Source organism: Bradyrhizobium guangdongense, from assembly GCF_006483445.1.
Taxonomy (GTDB): domain Bacteria; phylum Pseudomonadota; class Alphaproteobacteria; order Rhizobiales; family Xanthobacteraceae; genus Bradyrhizobium; species Bradyrhizobium guangdongense_A.
The window spans coordinates 1-16,651 of record NZ_PPPT01000095.1 but is presented as its reverse complement, the minus strand read 5'-3'; the positions used below and the strand labels follow the sequence as shown (position 1 = coordinate 16,651).

The 16,651-nt window shown below is 65.2% G+C and carries 13 protein-coding genes and 1 riboswitch; of the genes, 9 read left to right on the top strand and 4 right to left on the bottom strand.

What is annotated here, in order from left to right; genetic code table 11:
• The first annotated feature begins 229 nt into the window (after positions 1-229).
• Together acs and C2U70_RS13900 are read left to right on the top strand one after the other, a co-directional pair.
• Positions 230-2,182 (top strand): acetate--CoA ligase, encoded by a 1,953-nt coding sequence (gene acs, locus C2U70_RS13905; protein WP_186294248.1) that lies wholly within the window; start codon positions 230-232, stop codon positions 2,180-2,182.
• Between the two features lie 440 nt (positions 2,183-2,622).
• Entirely contained in the window at positions 2,623-3,138 is a 516-nt protein-coding gene (locus C2U70_RS13900) for a L,D-transpeptidase (RefSeq protein WP_140978667.1), read from the top strand.
• Between the two features lie 52 nt (positions 3,139-3,190).
• Here the strand turns inward: C2U70_RS13900 and C2U70_RS13895 are convergent, their stop codons facing one another.
• Both C2U70_RS13895 and C2U70_RS13890 read right to left on the bottom strand, forming a co-directional pair.
• Complete coding sequence (locus tag C2U70_RS13895; RefSeq protein ID WP_140978665.1) at positions 3,191-3,787, bottom strand: thermonuclease family protein; 597 nt, start codon at positions 3,785-3,787, stop codon at positions 3,191-3,193.
• 50 nt (positions 3,788-3,837) lie between these two features.
• Complete coding sequence (locus tag C2U70_RS13890) at positions 3,838-4,035, bottom strand: DUF1674 domain-containing protein (RefSeq protein ID WP_140978663.1); 198 nt, start codon at positions 4,033-4,035, stop codon at positions 3,838-3,840.
• Between the two features lie 176 nt (positions 4,036-4,211).
• Here C2U70_RS13890 and C2U70_RS13885 point away from each other — a divergent pair, with 176 nt between their 5' ends.
• The 3 genes from C2U70_RS13885 to purH all read left to right on the top strand — a co-directional run bounded on the left by C2U70_RS13885 (position 4,212) and on the right by purH (position 9,190).
• Positions 4,212-5,558, top strand: coding sequence for an RsmB/NOP family class I SAM-dependent RNA methyltransferase (locus tag C2U70_RS13885; RefSeq protein WP_140978661.1), 1,347 nt, complete (start codon positions 4,212-4,214; stop codon positions 5,556-5,558).
• A gap of 156 nt (positions 5,559-5,714) precedes the next feature.
• Entirely contained in the window at positions 5,715-7,433 is a 1,719-nt protein-coding gene (locus tag C2U70_RS13880) for a heparinase II/III family protein (protein WP_186294247.1), read from the top strand.
• 60 nt (positions 7,434-7,493) lie between these two features.
• Positions 7,494-7,575, top strand: a riboswitch (ZMP/ZTP riboswitch).
• Positions 7,576-7,600: 25 nt separating this feature from the next.
• Complete coding sequence (gene purH / locus C2U70_RS13875; protein WP_140978658.1) at positions 7,601-9,190, top strand: bifunctional phosphoribosylaminoimidazolecarboxamide formyltransferase/IMP cyclohydrolase; 1,590 nt, start codon at positions 7,601-7,603, stop codon at positions 9,188-9,190.
• A 105-nt stretch (positions 9,191-9,295) separates the two neighbouring features.
• On the opposite strand, the gene C2U70_RS13870 is transcribed toward purH, so the two are convergent.
• Positions 9,296-10,675 carry an MFS transporter gene (locus tag C2U70_RS13870; RefSeq protein WP_140978656.1) on the bottom strand — a complete coding sequence of 460 codons (1,380 nt, stop codon included), beginning with the start codon at positions 10,673-10,675 and terminating at the stop codon, positions 9,296-9,298.
• A 103-nt stretch (positions 10,676-10,778) separates the two neighbouring features.
• On the opposite strand from C2U70_RS13870, the gene ggt reads away from it, so the two are divergent.
• Both ggt and C2U70_RS13860 read left to right on the top strand, forming a co-directional pair.
• Positions 10,779-12,530 carry a gamma-glutamyltransferase gene (ggt, locus tag C2U70_RS13865; protein WP_140978654.1) on the top strand — a complete coding sequence of 584 codons (1,752 nt, stop codon included), beginning with the start codon at positions 10,779-10,781 and terminating at the stop codon, positions 12,528-12,530.
• Positions 12,531-12,595: 65 nt separating this feature from the next.
• Entirely contained in the window at positions 12,596-13,990 is a 1,395-nt protein-coding gene (locus C2U70_RS13860) for a serine hydrolase domain-containing protein (protein WP_140978652.1), read from the top strand.
• A gap of 3 nt (positions 13,991-13,993) precedes the next feature.
• On the opposite strand, the gene C2U70_RS13855 is transcribed toward C2U70_RS13860, so the two are convergent.
• Positions 13,994-14,659, bottom strand: a complete 666-nt coding sequence (locus C2U70_RS13855) for a glutathione S-transferase family protein (RefSeq protein WP_140978650.1) — start codon at positions 14,657-14,659, stop codon at positions 13,994-13,996.
• Positions 14,660-14,819: 160 nt separating this feature from the next.
• Here C2U70_RS13855 and C2U70_RS13850 point away from each other — a divergent pair, with 160 nt between their 5' ends.
• Positions 14,820-15,398, top strand: a complete 579-nt coding sequence (locus C2U70_RS13850) for a DUF2239 family protein (protein WP_186294246.1) — start codon at positions 14,820-14,822, stop codon at positions 15,396-15,398.
• Between the two features lie 86 nt (positions 15,399-15,484).
• Positions 15,485-16,651 (top strand): MATE family efflux transporter (locus C2U70_RS13845; RefSeq protein WP_140978646.1); only part of this gene is annotated, 1,167 nt, incomplete at its 3' end.

Sequence of the window (16,651 nt, the reverse complement as noted above, 5' to 3'; positions counted from 1 at the left end):
GCAGGGACACTTCCGCGCATCGCGGTAAAGACCCAAAGGCGGCACCCGCCCTGTTTCAGATTTGCGACAGCAGGCACGCCCGGCTTGATCCTTCGCATGGTGGCGTGCCCGCCGAAGGTCCAGCTTGTCCTCCTTGTCGGGTCCGGTTACGCGGACGCATAATCACGTCAATGATGAAGTCAGGTGCGCTGGCCGCGTGGGGTTCGGCGTGCCGCTTGTGGAGGGAAACATGTCCGAGAAGATCTACGACGTACCTGCCGAGTGGTCGAAGCGCGCCTGGGTTGATCAGGCGAAGTACAAGGACATGTACGCCCGCTCGGTCTCGGACCCGAACGGCTTCTGGGCGGAACAGGCCAAGCGCGTCGACTGGATGAAGGCGCCCACCAGAATCGAGAACGTCTCCTTCGCACCCGGCAACATCTCCATCAAATGGTTCGAGGACGGCGTCCTCAACGTCGCCTGGAACTGCATCGACCGCCACCTTGCCAAGCGCGCCAACCAGACCGCGATCATCTGGGAAGGCGACGATCCCTCGCAATCCCGGAACATCACCTACAAAGAGCTGCACGATGAAGTGTGCCGGATGGCCAACATCCTGCGCACGCGCAACGTCAAGAAGGGCGACCGCGTCACGATCTATCTGCCGATGATCCCGGAAGCGGCCTATGCGATGCTCGCTTGCGCGCGGATCGGCGCCATCCACTCCGTGGTGTTCGCGGGCTTCTCGCCGGACAGCCTCGCGCAGCGCATCAACGACTGCAATTCCAAGGTGATCATCACTGCCGATGAAGGCCTGCGTGGCGGCAAGAAGGTGCCGCTGAAGGCCAATGTCGATGCAGCGCTCGCCAAGGCCGACGGCGTCGACTGGGTCGTCGTGGTCAAGCGCACCGGCGGCAAGGTGGACATGAATCCGTCGCGCGACCTCTGGTACCACGAGGCGGCCGCGATGGTGACGACGGAATGCCCCGCCGAGCACATGCACGCCGAGGACCCGCTGTTCATCCTCTATACGTCGGGCTCGACCGGCACGCCGAAGGGCGTGCTGCACACCTCCGGCGGCTATCTCGTGTTCGCGTCGATGACGCATCAATACGTCTTCGACTATCACGAGGGCGACATCTACTGGTGCACTGCCGACGTCGGCTGGGTCACCGGGCACAGCTATATTCTCTACGGTCCGCTCGCTAATGGCGCGACCACGCTGATGTTCGAAGGCGTGCCGAACTATCCGGACAATTCGCGGTTCTGGAACGTCATCGACAAGCACAAGGTCAACATCTTCTACACCGCGCCGACCGCGATCCGCGCGCTGATGCAGTCGGGCGACGCGCCCGTGAAAAAGACCTCGCGCGCAAGCCTGCGCCTGCTCGGTTCGGTCGGCGAGCCCATCAATCCGGAGGCGTGGGAGTGGTATCACCGCGTCGTCGGCGACGACCGCTGCCCGATCGTCGACACATGGTGGCAGACCGAGACCGGCGGCATTTTGATCACGCCGCTGCCGGGCGCGACAAAACTCAAGCCGGGCTCGGCGACGCAGCCGTTCTTCGGCGTGGTGCCCGAGATCGTCGATGCCGACGGCAAGGTGCTGGAAGGCGAGACCACCGGCAACCTCTGCCTTACGCGCTCGTGGCCCAGCCAAATGCGCACGGTCTATGGCGATCACGCGCGCTTCGAGCAGACTTACTTCTCGACCTACAAGAATAAGTACTTCACCGGCGACGGCTGCCGCCGCGATGCCGACGGCTATTACTGGATCACCGGCCGCGTCGATGACGTCATCAACGTCTCCGGCCACCGCATGGGCACCGCCGAAGTCGAGAGTGCGCTGGTCGCGCATGAGAAGGTGTCGGAGGCCGCCGTCGTCGGCTTCCCGCACGACATCAAGGGCCAGGGCATCTATGCCTATGTGACCCTGATGGCCGGCATCGAGCCCACCGAGGATCTGCGCAAGGAACTCGTCACCTGGGTGCGCAAGGAGATCGGTCCGATCGCCTCGCCCGACCAGATCCAGTTCGCGCCGGGCCTGCCAAAGACCCGCTCCGGCAAGATCATGCGTCGTATCCTGCGCAAGATCGCCGAGGATGAGCCGGGCAGCCTCGGCGACACCTCGACGCTGGCCGATCCCGCCGTGGTCGACGACCTCGTCAAGAACCGGCAGAACAAGAAGAACGCGTCGGCCTGATCGGCTCTCGTGCCCCGGACGCAGCGCAGCACTCCTACAGCGGTGCGCTGCAGAGCCGGGGCCCATGCCACCACCTCACCCTCTGCGAGATGGGTCTCGGCTCAGCGTCGCGTCACTCCGTGCCGCGCTGCGTCCGGGACACGAGACGAGTCGCAATTCTCAGCACCTGGTGCGGTTCGCTACATCCCTCACGCACTTGTCAGAGGCGCCCCCGGCGCCGCCTGACATTTCCGGCCGAGTGTTGTTTTCAGGTCATTTACTTTAATTCGAACATTTCCTTTGTTCCCTCCACAGGCAGGCCCCCGACGCCGGATGTGGAAACCATCCGGTTAAGACACGCGGTTAAGAATGCGTGGGTGAGGCCGGCAGGCCCAATTTCGAGCGGTCTGCATGCCGGTTTTGAGGGCCCCGCGAGGGGCGGCTGGGAAGTGGAGCAGATCATGTCGATGAGGATTGCGGTGGCATTGGCCGCCACCATCGGGGCAGGCGTCTTGGTGTCGACAGCGGCCGAAGCGCGGCCGGAAATGGTGGGGATGCGGTCGGCGGATTATTCGCCGGGCACCATCGTGGTCCGGACCAATGAGCGCCGGCTCTATCTCATTCTCGATACCGGCCACGCCGTGCGTTACCCCGTCGGCGTCGGCCGCTCCGGCAAGCAGTGGGCCGGCACCACCCGCATCGACGGCAAGTATCGCAACCCGGCCTGGTCGCCACCTGCCGAAGTGAAGCGCGACAAGCCGAGCATGCCCGACGTGATCCCGGGCGGCTCGCCGCGCAATCCGATGGGTGTCGCAGCGATGACGCTCGCCGGCGGTGAATATGCGATCCACGGCACCAACATGCCGGGCTCGGTCGGCGGCTTCGTCTCCTATGGCTGCATCCGCATGCTCAACGACGACATCACCGATCTCTACGGCCGCGTCTCCGTCGGCACGACCGTCGTCGTGACGCGCTGATCCGATTTATCTCGGCAAGAGAGCGAAGAAGCCGCGTTTCGACGCGGCTTTTTCATTGCCAGAAGCGCCAACCGCGCGCGCACCAGCCGTCGCGATGGCCGCCATTGTAGCTGCGGACATGGCCGCTCGCGAGCAAGGCCGCCGACACGCTGGCGGTGCGTTTGGTTGCAACATCGGCAACGACGCGACCTTCATACTTGTCCGGGCCGATGTTGTAGATGGCAACACCGCCCTGGCCGAGCAGCTCGCGCAGCGCATCGGTCGCGGCTTCCGCTTTCGTCAGTTCGTCCTGACACGATGCCTTCAGTTCAGGCGCGTCGATACCGCGCAGGCGAACCCGCGTGACGAGATCGCGCCCATCACGTTGATGTACACGCGCGAGGAAGGTGTCGCCGTCGATGGTGCGGATGACGTCCACGGCCTGGCGAACGTCCGGATTGCCGGCGTGCTGCAGGACGATTGCGGCATCCTGCGTCCGGCCGTCATCGGAACGCGACAAGGGCCAGTTCAGCCCATGCCGAAACGTCAGGACAACGGCGACGGCTATGCCGACCACGAACATCCATGGCAGCAAACCGCGGAAAGGGCCGCCAAGGGATGAACCGCGGAACGACGGCCGATAGGGATTGGGGCGATCGTAGGGAGACATCAGCCGACGCTGGACTGAGTCGGGCGAACCGGCAAGAGACGGCCCCGACCCTAGAAATCCGAGGCGATGCCCTTGCGCTCCCAGTCGCCGTAGCGCGTGGGCTCCGGCCCCTTTGGGCCCTGCATTTCCTTCGGGCGCGCCTCGTCTTGCGCCTTGGCAGCGGCCTGACGGCGCGCTTCAGCCTCGGCCAGCGCCCGCTGGGCGGCTGGCGGCAAAGTTTTCGGTTCGGATGGAGATTTATCGCTCATCGGGACGCTCTTTAGCCCAGGACGGTGCCCTGCGCGATCCCTCAGAGATCATCATGACCGGATGAAAAAACCAGAGGCGATTCTTACATTTGGCATATTCGCATGTCACAGATGCGCATCATCAGGCATGCGCCTATTCCGGCGGAACTGCCACTCGCTCAGAACCTTACTTTCGCATGCCTTCTCAACGTTTCGCTCCTCCGACTGAAGTGCCTGGCCTTGCGGCACGGCGGATCGCTGCCGACATCGTCGACGGCGTCCTGCACAAGCACCGCACGCTCGACGACCAGCTCGACGGTGCCGGCGCCCATCCCGGATTGAAGACACTCGCCGATCGCGACCGCGCGCTGATGCGTCGCCTCGTCGCGACGATTCTGCGCAAGCTCGGCACGCTCGGTCACGTGCTGTCGCGATTGCTCGACAAGGGCATTCCGTCCGACGCCCCTCGTGCGCAGAGCGCATTGCTGATCGGTGCCGCGCAAATCCTCTGGATGGACGTGCCCGATCACGCCGCGGTCGATCTCTCGGTTCGCCTCGTGCAATCCGATCGCCGCGCGGCGCGCTATGCCGGCCTCGTCAATGCCGTGCTGCGGCGCTGCGCGCGCGAGGGCAAGGCGCTGGTCGACGAAGTCGCCACGCAATCACTGGACTTGCCGCCCTGGCTGCTCGCCCGCTGGATCGCGCATTATGGTGAGGCCACCGCACGCGAGATGGCGACGGCGCTTGGCCACGAGCCGTCGCTCGATCTCACGGTGAAGTCGGACGCTGCGCAATGGGCAACGCGCCTGCATGGCGAGGTGTTGCCGACCGGATCGGTGCGCACGCTGCTGCACGGCTCGGTGACCATGCTGCCCGGATTCGGCGATGGCCAATGGTGGGTGCAGGACGCCGCTGCGGCTCTGCCCGCGCGTCTGTTCGGCGATATCGCCGGCAAATCCATCGCCGATCTCTGCGCGGCCCCCGGCGGCAAGACCGCGCAACTGGCACTGGCCGGCGCAAAGGTCACCGCCATCGACCGTTCGCCTGCGCGCGTCGCGCGTCTCCGGGAAAATCTTGCGCGCCTGTCGCTGCAGGCGGAGACCGTGGTTGCGGACGCCGTGGAATGGGCAGGACCTGTGGAAGGCTTTGACGGCATCCTGATCGACGCCCCCTGCACCTCGACCGGCACCATCCGCCGTCACCCCGACGTCGCCTGGCTACGGCAGGAATCCGACATCGCCGCGCTGGCCGCGCTTCAGCAGCGGCTGCTGCGAAAATCCGTCTCGCTGCTCAAGCCGGGCGGCACGCTGGTCTATTGCACCTGCTCGCTGGAACCCGAGGAGGGCGAGCAGGCGATTGCCACGCTGCTGGCCGCGGAGCCTGGTTTGCGGCGTGCCCCGATCGCGGCGTCCGAGGTCGCGGGCCTGACCGAGATCATCACCGCCGACGGTGACCTGCGCACCCTGCCCTGCCATTTGCCGCATGCCGACCCCAGGCTCGGCGGGCTCGACGGATTCTACGCCGCCCGGCTCGTTAAATCCTGATTTTGCACCGGATTTTGCTCCCCCGGCACTGATTCGCGCGGTTTCAAGGTGGTGTCAGGCGTCCGATTTTGGGATTAAAAGGATTCGTCGGAATCCTCTCCCCCTTCAAGGCAAGGCGTGTCGGTCGCTCAACGCAGACGTATCTCGACGCTGGTCATGAACCGCTTCGCGCGGAACGTGCTTGCGCGCGCGAGCGGCGGATCGGTTGCGCTGTCGCGGCTCTGGCCGGGACGCACCGACCGGCTGATCATCGCGCCGCATGACCTGCGCACCGCGGACGCCACCCGCGCCGCAGAGATCTATGCAGGCCGCTTCGTCTTCGCCGGCAAGATCGTCAATTGCCATGGCCGCTCGATCTTCGATCTCGAGCCGCCGTCGGAGGATTGGGAGGTCGCGCTGCTCGGCTTCGGCTGGCTGCGCCATCTGCGTGCCGCCGACACCGCGCTGACGCGGGCCAATGCGCGCTCGCTGGTCGAAGACTGGATTTCCAATCCCACCAACAAGCGCCGCCCGGTCGCGCGTCGCGCCGACGTGCTGGCACGCCGCGTGATCTCGCTGCTGTCGCAGGCGCCGCTGGTGCTCAGCGATACCGACAACAAGTTTTACCGCCGTTACCTCCGCGGCCTGGCGCGCGAGATCCGTTATCTCCGTTACACGATGGTGGACATCCCGGACGGCGTGCCGCGGCTCCAGGTGCTGATCGCGCTGTGTTATGCGGCGCTGTGCCTTGCCAACCAGGCGCGCCACATCCGCAGCGCCTCACGAAAACTCTCCGACGAATTGCAGCGCCAGATCCTGCCTGACGGCGGGCACATCTCGCGCAATCCCGGTGCGCTGATCGAGTTGTTGATCGACCTGCTGCCGCTGCGGCAAACCTTTGCCGCGCGCAACATCGCCCCGCCGCCGGCGCTGCTCAACGCCATCGATCGCATGATGCCGATGTTGCGCTTCTTCCGGCACGGCGACGGAAATTTTGCGCTGTTCAACGGCATGAGCGCGACGCCGTCGGATCTGCTTGCCACCCTGCTCGCCTATGACGACACCCATGGCGCGCCGATGGCAAACATGCCGCATACCGGCTTCCAGCGGCTCGACGCCGGGCAGATGACGCTGATCATGGACACCGGCCCGCCGCCGCCGGCCAATGTCAGCCACGACGCCCATGCCGGATGCCTGTCGTTCGAACTATCCTCCGGCATCAGCCGCATCGTGACCAATTGTGGCATGCCGACCACGGGCCGCGACAATTGGCGGCCGTTTGCGCGCGGCACCGCGGCGCATTCGACGCTGACCTACCACGACACCTCGTCCTGTCAGTTCGTGGAGATGTCGGCGATGAAGAAGCTGCTGCATGGCGCACCCATCACGACCGGGCCGGGCCAGGTCGAGAGTTATCGCGAGGTCGTGCAGAACGGCACGCTGCTCACGACCTCGCATGACGGCTATCTCGCAAAATTCGGCGTGATCCATCGCCGTGTCGTGATGGTCGCCGATGACGGCACGCGGCTCGACGGCGAGGACACGCTGTCGCCGCCGCAGGGCGGGCGCCTCAAGGGCGGCGACGCCGATTTCGCGCTGCGCTTCCATCTTCACCCGGCGGTGAAGGCGAGCCGGCTGTCGGATGCCCGCGGCGTCATGCTGGTATTGCCGAACCGCGACGTCTGGACCTTTGAAGCCCTGGACGACAAGGTCGACCTCGAGGACAGCGTGTTCCTGGCCGGCAATGACGGCCCACGCCGCACCGCCCAGATCGTGATCCGGCAGGACGCGCGTCAGGCGCCTTCGATCCGCTGGAGCTTCGTCCGCTCCACGGCCTCGCCGACGGTCACCAATGCCCGGCGTAACGCGCGGCGGGAGCCCGAACTTCCGCTGTGAACGCACGCGGTGCATGCGGTTTCGCGTTATTGTAGGGGCCGCCGAAAGCTGCTAACGAGCCCTCGTTCGCGCGACTGGCGACCTTGGATGGAGCACCATCGGGAAGCGCGGAACATATCTGCCGCGCGCCTGGGCATAGGGACTCCCTTCAACAGAGGATCTTGCTCATGACTGACCACCGTCGCGTCACCCGCGCCCTTCTCTCCGTTTCCGACAAGACCGGCCTGATCGAGTTTGCCAAGGCGCTTGCTTCGCACGGCGTCGAGCTGGTCTCGACCGGCGGCACCGCCAAGGCGATCGCCGCGGCTGGCCTCAAGGTGAAGGACGTCTCCGAACTCACCGGCTTCCCCGAGATGATGGACGGCCGCGTCAAGACGCTGCATCCGAAAGTGCATGGCGGCTTGCTCGCGATCCGGGACAACAAGGAACATGCCGAAGCGATGAAGGCGTACGGCATCGCGCCGATCGACCTGCTCGTCGTCAACCTCTATCCGTTCGAGGCGACCGTCGATAAAGGCGCTGATTTCGAAGAGTGCATCGAGAACATCGACATCGGCGGCCCCGCGATGATCCGCGCCGCCGCGAAGAACCATGACGACGTTGCCGTCGTGGTCGAGGCGCAGGATTACCAGGCCGTGCTCGACGAGCTCGCCACCCACAATGGGGCGACGACGCTGAAGCTGCGCCGGCGCCTCGCCGCAAAGGCCTATGCCCGCACCGGCGCTTATGATGCCGCGATCTCGAACTGGTTCGCGCGTCAGCTCGAGATCGACGCGCCCGACTTCCGCGCCTTCGGCGGCCGGCTGATCCAGGCGCTGCGCTACGGCGAGAACCCGCACCAGAATGCGGCGTTCTATGCGACGCCCGACAAGCGGCCGGGCGTCTCCACCGCGCGGCAGTTGCAGGGCAAGGAGCTGTCCTACAACAACATCAACGACACCGACGCGGCCTATGAATGCATCGGCGAGTTCGATGCCAAGCGCACCGCGGCCTGCGTGATCGTCAAGCATGCCAACCCGTGCGGCGTGGCCGAAGGTTCCGATCTCGTCAGCGCCTATCGGCGCGCGCTCGCCTGCGACTCCACCTCGGCGTTCGGCGGCATCATCGCGATGAACCGCGCACTCGACGCAGACACCGCGCGCGAGATCACAAGAATCTTCACCGAGGTGATCATCGCGCCCGACGCGTCGGAGGAAGCGATCGCCATCATCGGTGCGCGCAAGAATTTGCGCCTGCTGCTCGCCGGCAGCCTGCCCGATCCGCGCGCAGCCGGCTTCACCGCCAAGACGGTCGCCGGCGGTTTGCTCGTGCAGAGCCGCGACAACGCCGTCGTCGACGACATGACCTTCAAGGTGGTGACCAAGCGCGCGCCGACCGATGCCGAAATGCGCGACCTGAAATTCGCGTTCCGGGTCGCCAAGCATGTGAAGTCGAACACGATCATCTACGCCAAGGATCTCGCCACCGTCGGCATCGGTGCCGGGCAGATGAGCCGCGTGGATTCGGCACGAATCGCAGCACGCAAAGCCCAGGATGCGGCGAACGAGCTGAAGCTCGCGGAGCCTCTGACCAAGGGTTCGGTCGTGGCGTCGGATGCGTTCTTCCCGTTCGCCGACGGCATGCTCGCCTGCATCGAAGCCGGCGCCACCGCCGTGGTGCAGCCCGGCGGCTCCATGCGCGACGACGAGGTGATCAAGGCCGCCGACGAGCACGACATCGCCATGGTGTTCACGGGAACGCGCCATTTCAGGCACTGATTGAGTTGACGTAGCCCGGATGGAGCGCAGCGAAATCCGGGTTCTGCATCCGGGGCGTTGATCGTCCCGGATTGCGCTTCGCTCCATCCGGGCTACGAAGCGCGGCTAGTCCTTCACCCGCATCAGCAGCCCGAGCCCCGCAACGAAGAACACCACAAGCACCGCCATGCCGGCCTTCTGGCTGGCGGTGGCCGCGGTGATCAGGCCGATCAGCAGCGGGCCGACGAAGGACGTCACCTTGCCGGTCAGCGCGAACAGGCCAAAATATTGCGCGATGCGATCCTTGGGCGCGAGGCGGATCAGCATGGTGCGCGAGGCCGCCTGTAGCGGACCGCCGGCCGCGCCGATCAGGCAGCCGAGCACGAGATAGGCCCGCTCGGCTGCGCCCGAGAACAGGGGACCGCCGGGCACGGGCGGCGCGACCTTGACGAACAGCACGCTGTTCTTGTCGACCATCAGGATCGCCGCCAGCGACAGCAACAGAATCAGCATGCTGCCGGCGATGACGCGCTTGGGCCCCAATGAATCGTCGAGCTTGCCGCCGAGCCAGGCGCCAAAGGTGCCGGCGATCGCCAGCATGATGCCAAACGTGCCGATCTGAATCGTATGCCAGCCAAAGGTGCCGGCCGCGTAGATGCCGCCGAAGGCAAACAGCGACACCAGGCCATCCGTGTAGATCATGTTGGCGAGCAGGAACGCGGCGAGCGATTTCTGCTTCGGCAGCCCGGCGAGCGATTGCTTCAGCTCCGACAGACCCTCACGCAGAGCTTCGCGCACCGGCCGCTTGGCCGGATAGTCCGGCGTAAACAAAAAAAGCGGTGTCACGAAGACGACGAACCACAACGCGGTCAGCGGCCCGGTGATGCGGTCGCCCTGGTGCGAAACGGGATCAAGGCCGAACAACGGCTGGAAGCCGAGCAACGTGCGACCCGTCTCCGGATTGGCGGCGAGAAAACCGAGCACGATGACCAGGCTGACGATGCCGCCGATATAGCCGGTGGCCCAGCCGGTGCCGGAGAGCCGGCCGATCCGCTCCGGCGGCACCAGGGTCGGCATCATCGCATTGTTGAAGACGGTGGCGAACTCCGCGCCGACGCTGGCGAGGGCGAGCGCCGAGAGCAGCAGCGGGATGATGGCCTGGTCGCCGGGCTTGCCGATCCACATCGTGCTCGAGCCGATCACGAGAAGCGCGCCGAACACGGCGATCCAGGGCTTTCGGCGGCCGGAGGCATCCGCAATCGCCCCGAGCACGGGAGACAGAAGCGCAATGGCCATGCCGGCTGCTGCCATCGCAAATCCCCACAGCGACTGGCCCGTTGCGGGGTTTGGCGCGATGCTGGTGGCGAAATAGGGAGCGAAGACGAAGGTCGTGATCAGCGTGAAATAGGGCTGCGCGGCCCAATCGAAGAATATCCAACTGACGACGGCAGCGCGTGGCGGATAGGTCCGCCCGGCCATGCTCACCTCTGTGGCAATCGTCGTCATCGTCAATTCCTTATCACGAACAGGCGTTTTGCCTGACTTAGCGCAAACCGTATAGCATCATGTGACAAACGTGGGGTTGGTCCGAAGGCACGGCGGAAGTGTGATGATGTCGTCTCATTCAACGCGGCGGAAATTCGTCGCAACCATTGCGCTTCTGCTTGCGGGTATCCTGCCAACCGCCGCACAGGACGCGCGGCGCGCCTATGTACCCCCTTCGCTCGATACGGTCCACGCCATCAGCGCCGAACATGGCATGGTGGTGGCGCAGGAGAAAATATCCGCGCAGGTGGGCGCCGATATCCTGCGGCGTGGCGGCAACGCCGTGGACGCCGCTGTCGCCACCGGTTTTGCCATGGCCGTCACCTATCCGCGCGCCGGCAATATCGGCGGCGGCGGGTTCATGGTGATCTACTCGGCGGAACGCAAGGAAGCGGTCGCGATCGACTATCGCGAGACCGCACCGGCCGCGACCACGGCTGAAATCTTTCTCGGCGCCGACGGCAAGCCGGACACCGCAAAATCGCGCGATTCGGCACTCGGCATCGGTATACCCGGTACGGTTGCCGGATTGGCGCTGGCACTCGAGAAATACGGCTCGGGTCAGTTCACGCTGGCCGAATTGCTGCAGCCGGCGATCGAGCTCGCGCGCGACGGTTTTGTCATCGGCGACGACATGGCCGACACCTTGCCCGGCTGGCACAAGCGCCTGGCGCGCTGGCCGTCCTCCGCAAGAATCTTTTCGCGACCGGACGGCACGCCGCTGCGCGAGGATGACCGTCTCGTGCAGAGCGACCTTGCGCAGACCCTGATGGCTGTCGCGGCGCAGGGGCCGCGCGGCTTCTATGAGGGCCCGGTCGCGGAAAAGCTCGCCAAGGCCGTGAGCGATGCCGGCGGCATCATGACATCCGACGATCTGAAATCATACCGGCCCGCACTTCGCGAGCCGGTGCGCGGTACGTATCGCGGCTATGACATCATCTCGATGCCGCAGCCTTCGTCGGGCGGGGTGGTGCTGGTCGAGACGCTCAATATCTTGGAGGGTTTCCCGCTCTCCGACCTGAAGCAGGGTTCGCCGGCATCGCTGCATCTGTTGATTGAAGCCATGAAGCGCGCCTATGCGGACCGCGCCCGCTATCTCGGCGATCCCGATTACGTCAAGGCGCCGATCCAGACACTGATCGCAAAGGACTATGCGGACAAGTTGCGCGCCGGCATCAAGGCCGATAAGGCCACGCCGTCGAGCGAGATTGCCGCGACTGCGGCGCCGATCCGCGAAGGCAGCAACACCACGCATTATTCCGTCGTCGACAGCCGAGGCAATGCGGTGAGCAACACCTATACGCTCAACTTCAGCTATGGCGTCGGCCTCGTCGCGGAGGGCACCGGCGTGCTGCTCAACAATGAGCTCGATGATTTCACCGCGGCAGTCGGCGCCTCCAATGCCTATGGTCTCGTCGGCTACGAGGCCAATCTGCCCGGCCCCGGCAAGCGGCCGCTGTCCTCGATGTCCCCCACCATCGTGCTGAGGGACGGCAAGCCGGTGCTGGTCACGGGCTCGCCCGGCGGTAGCCGCATCATATCGAGCGTGCTGCAAGTGATCGTCAATGTGCTGGATTACAGGATGGACGTGGCAGCTGCTGTCGCAGCGCCGCGACTGCATCACCAATGGCTGCCCGACGAAGTTCGCGTCGAAAAGGGGTTTCCCGACGACGTGCTGTCCGGGCTGAAGGCCATGGGTCACACCGTCGTCGAGCCGATGGGGCAGACCTCGGCCAATTCGATCGCGGTGACGCCGAACGGAGCACTCGGCGCACCCGATCCCCGCACCCGCGGGGCGGAGGCCGCGGGGCAATAGCGCCGGGCTTTTGAGACCGGCTGCGGCGTGATATCGACGCAGCATCCGCGTCACGACGAGCTTCCATGAAACTTTTCTTTCGGATCTCGGCTGCGCTTGTTGCGCTGGCGCTGCTGGCAGCCGTCGCGCTCAGCTTCATCTACCGGCCGGACGATGCGATCCGCGTCGCGACCGGCTACGTCGCGCATAACGTCTGCAGCAAGACGTTCGTCTCAGGCCTCGATCCGCAGATCGTGTTCGCGGAGACGACCGAGCGCGACGGCATCCACCGTTTGCGCCGGCTGATGCGGTTTGATCTCGATCGCGCGGCGAAGACGGCCGACGTCACCGTGCTCGGCGGCTTTCGTAGTCACGCGATCTTTCGCGACGGCTTCGGCTGCGTGCTGCAGCATGGGACGACCACACCCTATCTGCCCAAGATCGACCTCGTGGCCGCGAAGACGCCGAAGGCGCCGCCGCTGTTGCCCGAAATCGCCGATGCCGCTGTAGTCGAGCCGACCGATCCCGCGCTGAAGGCGGCGCTCGATCATGCCTTCGAGGAGCCGCCCGAACCGCCGTTCCGGCGCACCAAGGCGGTTGTCGTGGTACGCGACGGTCGAATCATCGCCGAGCGCTACGCGGCGGGGATCGGCGTAGACACCGAGCTGCTCGGCTTTTCCATGACCAAATCCGTCATCAATGCCCTGCTCGGCATCATGACTCAGCAGGATCTCCTGAGCCCTTCAGTGCCTGCGCCCGTGCCTGAATGGCGCGGCACATCCGATCCGCGGCGCGAGATCGAGGTCGGTCATCTCATGAAGATGACGTCGGGGCTCGATCTGGACGAGACCAATAGCGGCTTCGATCCGTCGAGCCGGATGATGTATCTGGCCGACGACATGGCGGGCTTCGCGGTCAAGGCGGGACTCGTCGCGCCCGTCGGCCAGCGCTGGCATTATTCGAGCGGCAGCACGCAGATTCTGGCGCGCATGGTTCGCGACGGCACCGGCGGACCCGAGAAGAGCCTCGCCTTCGCCTGGCGCGAGCTTTTCAACCCGCTCGGCATGCGCAACGTCACGCTGGAGCTCGACGGCGCCGGCACCATTCAGGGCACGACCTACATGCTGGCAAGCGCGCGCGACTGGGCGCGCTTCGGCCTGCTCTATCTCAATGACGGCATGGTCGGCGGAAAACGCATTTTGCACGAGGACTGGGTGGATTTTTGCGCGGCCGCCACGCTCGATACGGATTATGCGGCCGGTTTCTGGACCAATCGCAGCGAGCATCCGCACGCCAGGGGCCGTGTGGAGGCCGGGATTCCGCGCGATGCATTCTTCGCCTCCGGCGATCTCGGCCAGCGCATCTTCATCATCCCGTCGCAGCGCATGGTGGTGGTGCGTTTGGGGGATTCCGTCGATCCGACCGGCGATATCAAAGGCGTGGCGCGGCTGATCAAGGAAGTGATCGCGGCGGTGAACTAAGCGCTAGCGCGCCAGCTCGTACGGACCGCCCTTTTGCAGCGCGCGCTGATAGGCCGGCCGGGCATGGATGCGCTCGAGGAAAGCCATCGCCTTCGGATGGCCCTGCTCCAGCCCGCCGCGCGACTGAGCGGCCTCCAGCGGAAAACTCATCTGGATATCGGCGGCGGTGAACTCGGAACCCGCGAACCATTCGCTCTTGTTGAGCTCGCCTTCCCAATAGTCCATGTGCTGCTTGAGTTGCGGATTGACCAGCGTGGTCAGCGCCTGGTTCGTGACCTTGCGCACCAGAGGACGCAGCAGCGCGGGCGCACGCTTCGGCATCAGCGTGAACAGCAGTTTTAGCAGCAGCGGCTGCATCGCGGATCCCTCCGCATAGTGCAGCCAATAATTATAGCGCAGCCGGTCCGGCGTGTTCGCCGGCGGGACCAGCTTGCCGTTGCCATAGGTGCCGACGATGTAGTCGATGATCGCGCCCGATTCGGCGACGGTGTTGCCGTTATCGGTGATGACGGGCGACTTGCCGAGCGGATGGATGGCGCGCAGCTCTTTCGGTGCGCGCATGTCCGGCTGACGCTGATAGCGGACGATCTCGTAGGGCACGCCCAACTCTTCGAGCAGCCACAGCACGCGCTGGGAGCGCGAATTGTTGAGGTGGTGAACGGTCAGCATCGCAAAAATCCCCGGTCGCGTGGTCGGTTGGACCGCGTTCGTGCCAGCCTGAAGGGGGAATGTCGAGACGCCGGTCCCATGATTTTTACCCGGGCATATTGACGGATCTATTTTATCCGGGTATTAAATCGCGCAACTGATCAAATTGGCAATGATTCCAATGACCGACACTTTCACAGCCTTCGCCGGCCAGCGGCGCCTGGCGTCTGGACCTCTGACCGAGGTCGCGCTCGCCGTGAAGCGGGCGCAGGCGCGCGGCAGCGATCCCATCATCATCTTCACCGATGCGACCGGACGCCCGGTCGATTTCGACCTGCGCGGCGACGAGCGGGAAGTCGTGGCGCGGCTGGCCAAGCTGGCGCCGCCTCCCGCGGCCGAAACACCGCCAAGCGAACCGCGTGGTCGCGGCCGGCCGAAGCTCGGCGTGGTCGCGCGCGAGGTGACGTTGCTGCCGCGGCATTGGGAATGGCTCAACGCCCAGCCGGGCGGCGCGTCGGTGGCGCTGCGAAAACTCGTCGACGACGCGCGACGTGTCAGCGGCGACAAGGACCGCGAGCGGGGGGCGCGCGATGCGGCCTACCACTTCATGTCGACCATGGCGGGTAACCTCGGGAATTTCGAGGAGGCTTCGCGGGCCTTGTTCGCAGATGACCGGCGGCGTTTCACCGGACTGATCGCGGACTGGCCGACCGACATCCGCGACCACATCGTCAAGCTCGCCTACAGCGACCGCGCCTAGGCGAGATCCACGTCCAACCATCGACGGCCTGAGCCGCGCGCACTGCGCGCGGCAACGGCTTTGCACGTTCATCGAAAGGAATATCCATGTCCGCGCCCTCGTCGCTTCCCAAGACGTTTGCAACCTTCCTCGCACCGTTGATGCTGAGCAATGCGCTGCAATCGCTGTTCGGCACCGTCAGCAACGTCTATCTCGGCCACATGATCGGTGTCGACGCGCTCGCCGCAGTGTCGGTATTTTTTCCGGTGATGTTCTTTCTGTTCGCCTTCGTCATGGGCCTGAGCACCGGTGCGACCGTGTTGATCGGACAGGCCTGGGGCGCCGGCGAGCGCGACAAGATCAAGACGGTCGCCGGCACGACGCTTGCGGTCGGCCTGCTGCTTGCAATCACGGTCGCACTGTTCGGCGTCCTGTTCAGCCGTCAATTGATGATGGCGCTCACCACGCCGCCTGACATTCTCGACCAGGCCAGCCACTACGCGCGCATCATGCTTCTGACGATGCCGCTCGGCTTCGTCTTCCTATTGTCGACGGCGATGATCCGCGGCGTCGGCGACACGCTGACACCGTTGCTGGCGCTGGCCTTGCAGACATTCATCGGTCTCGTGCTGGCGCCGGTCCTGATCCGCGGATGGTTCGGATTGCCGGCTTGCGGCATCACTGGCCCGGCTTGGGCAGCCGCGATCTCGAATGCGCTGACGCTCGTCGTGCTGGCCATTTATCTCCGCCGCAAGAAGCATCCGCTAGCTCCGGACGCGACGCTTATGCGTCATCTGCGGATCGACGGCGCGGTGCTCGGAATGGTGCTGAGCATCGGGCTTCCGAGCGCGGTCGGCATGGTGGCGATGGCGATCGCCGAGCTGGTGCTGCTCGGCCTCGTCAACGGCTTTGGCTCGGCTGCGACTGCGGCCTATGGCGCCGTCAACCAAGTGATGGGCTATGCGCAGTTCACCGCGATGTCGATTTCGATCTCGGTGTCGATCCTCGGCGCGCAGGCCATCGGCGGCGGCAATGCGACGCGGCTGAGCGCGATCGTGCGGACCGGGTTGCTGTTCAACCTGTTCCTCACCGGCGGGCTGGTGGCGCTGATCTATCTCGCACCGCGCGCCGTGCTCGGCATCTTCATCACGGACGCCGCTGTGCTCGATCTCGCGAAGGGGCTGCTCTATATCGCTCTGTGGAGCACGGTGCCGTTCGGCATGGCGACCGTGTTCTCGGGCGCGATGCGGGCCGGCGGCGTCGCGCTGACGCCG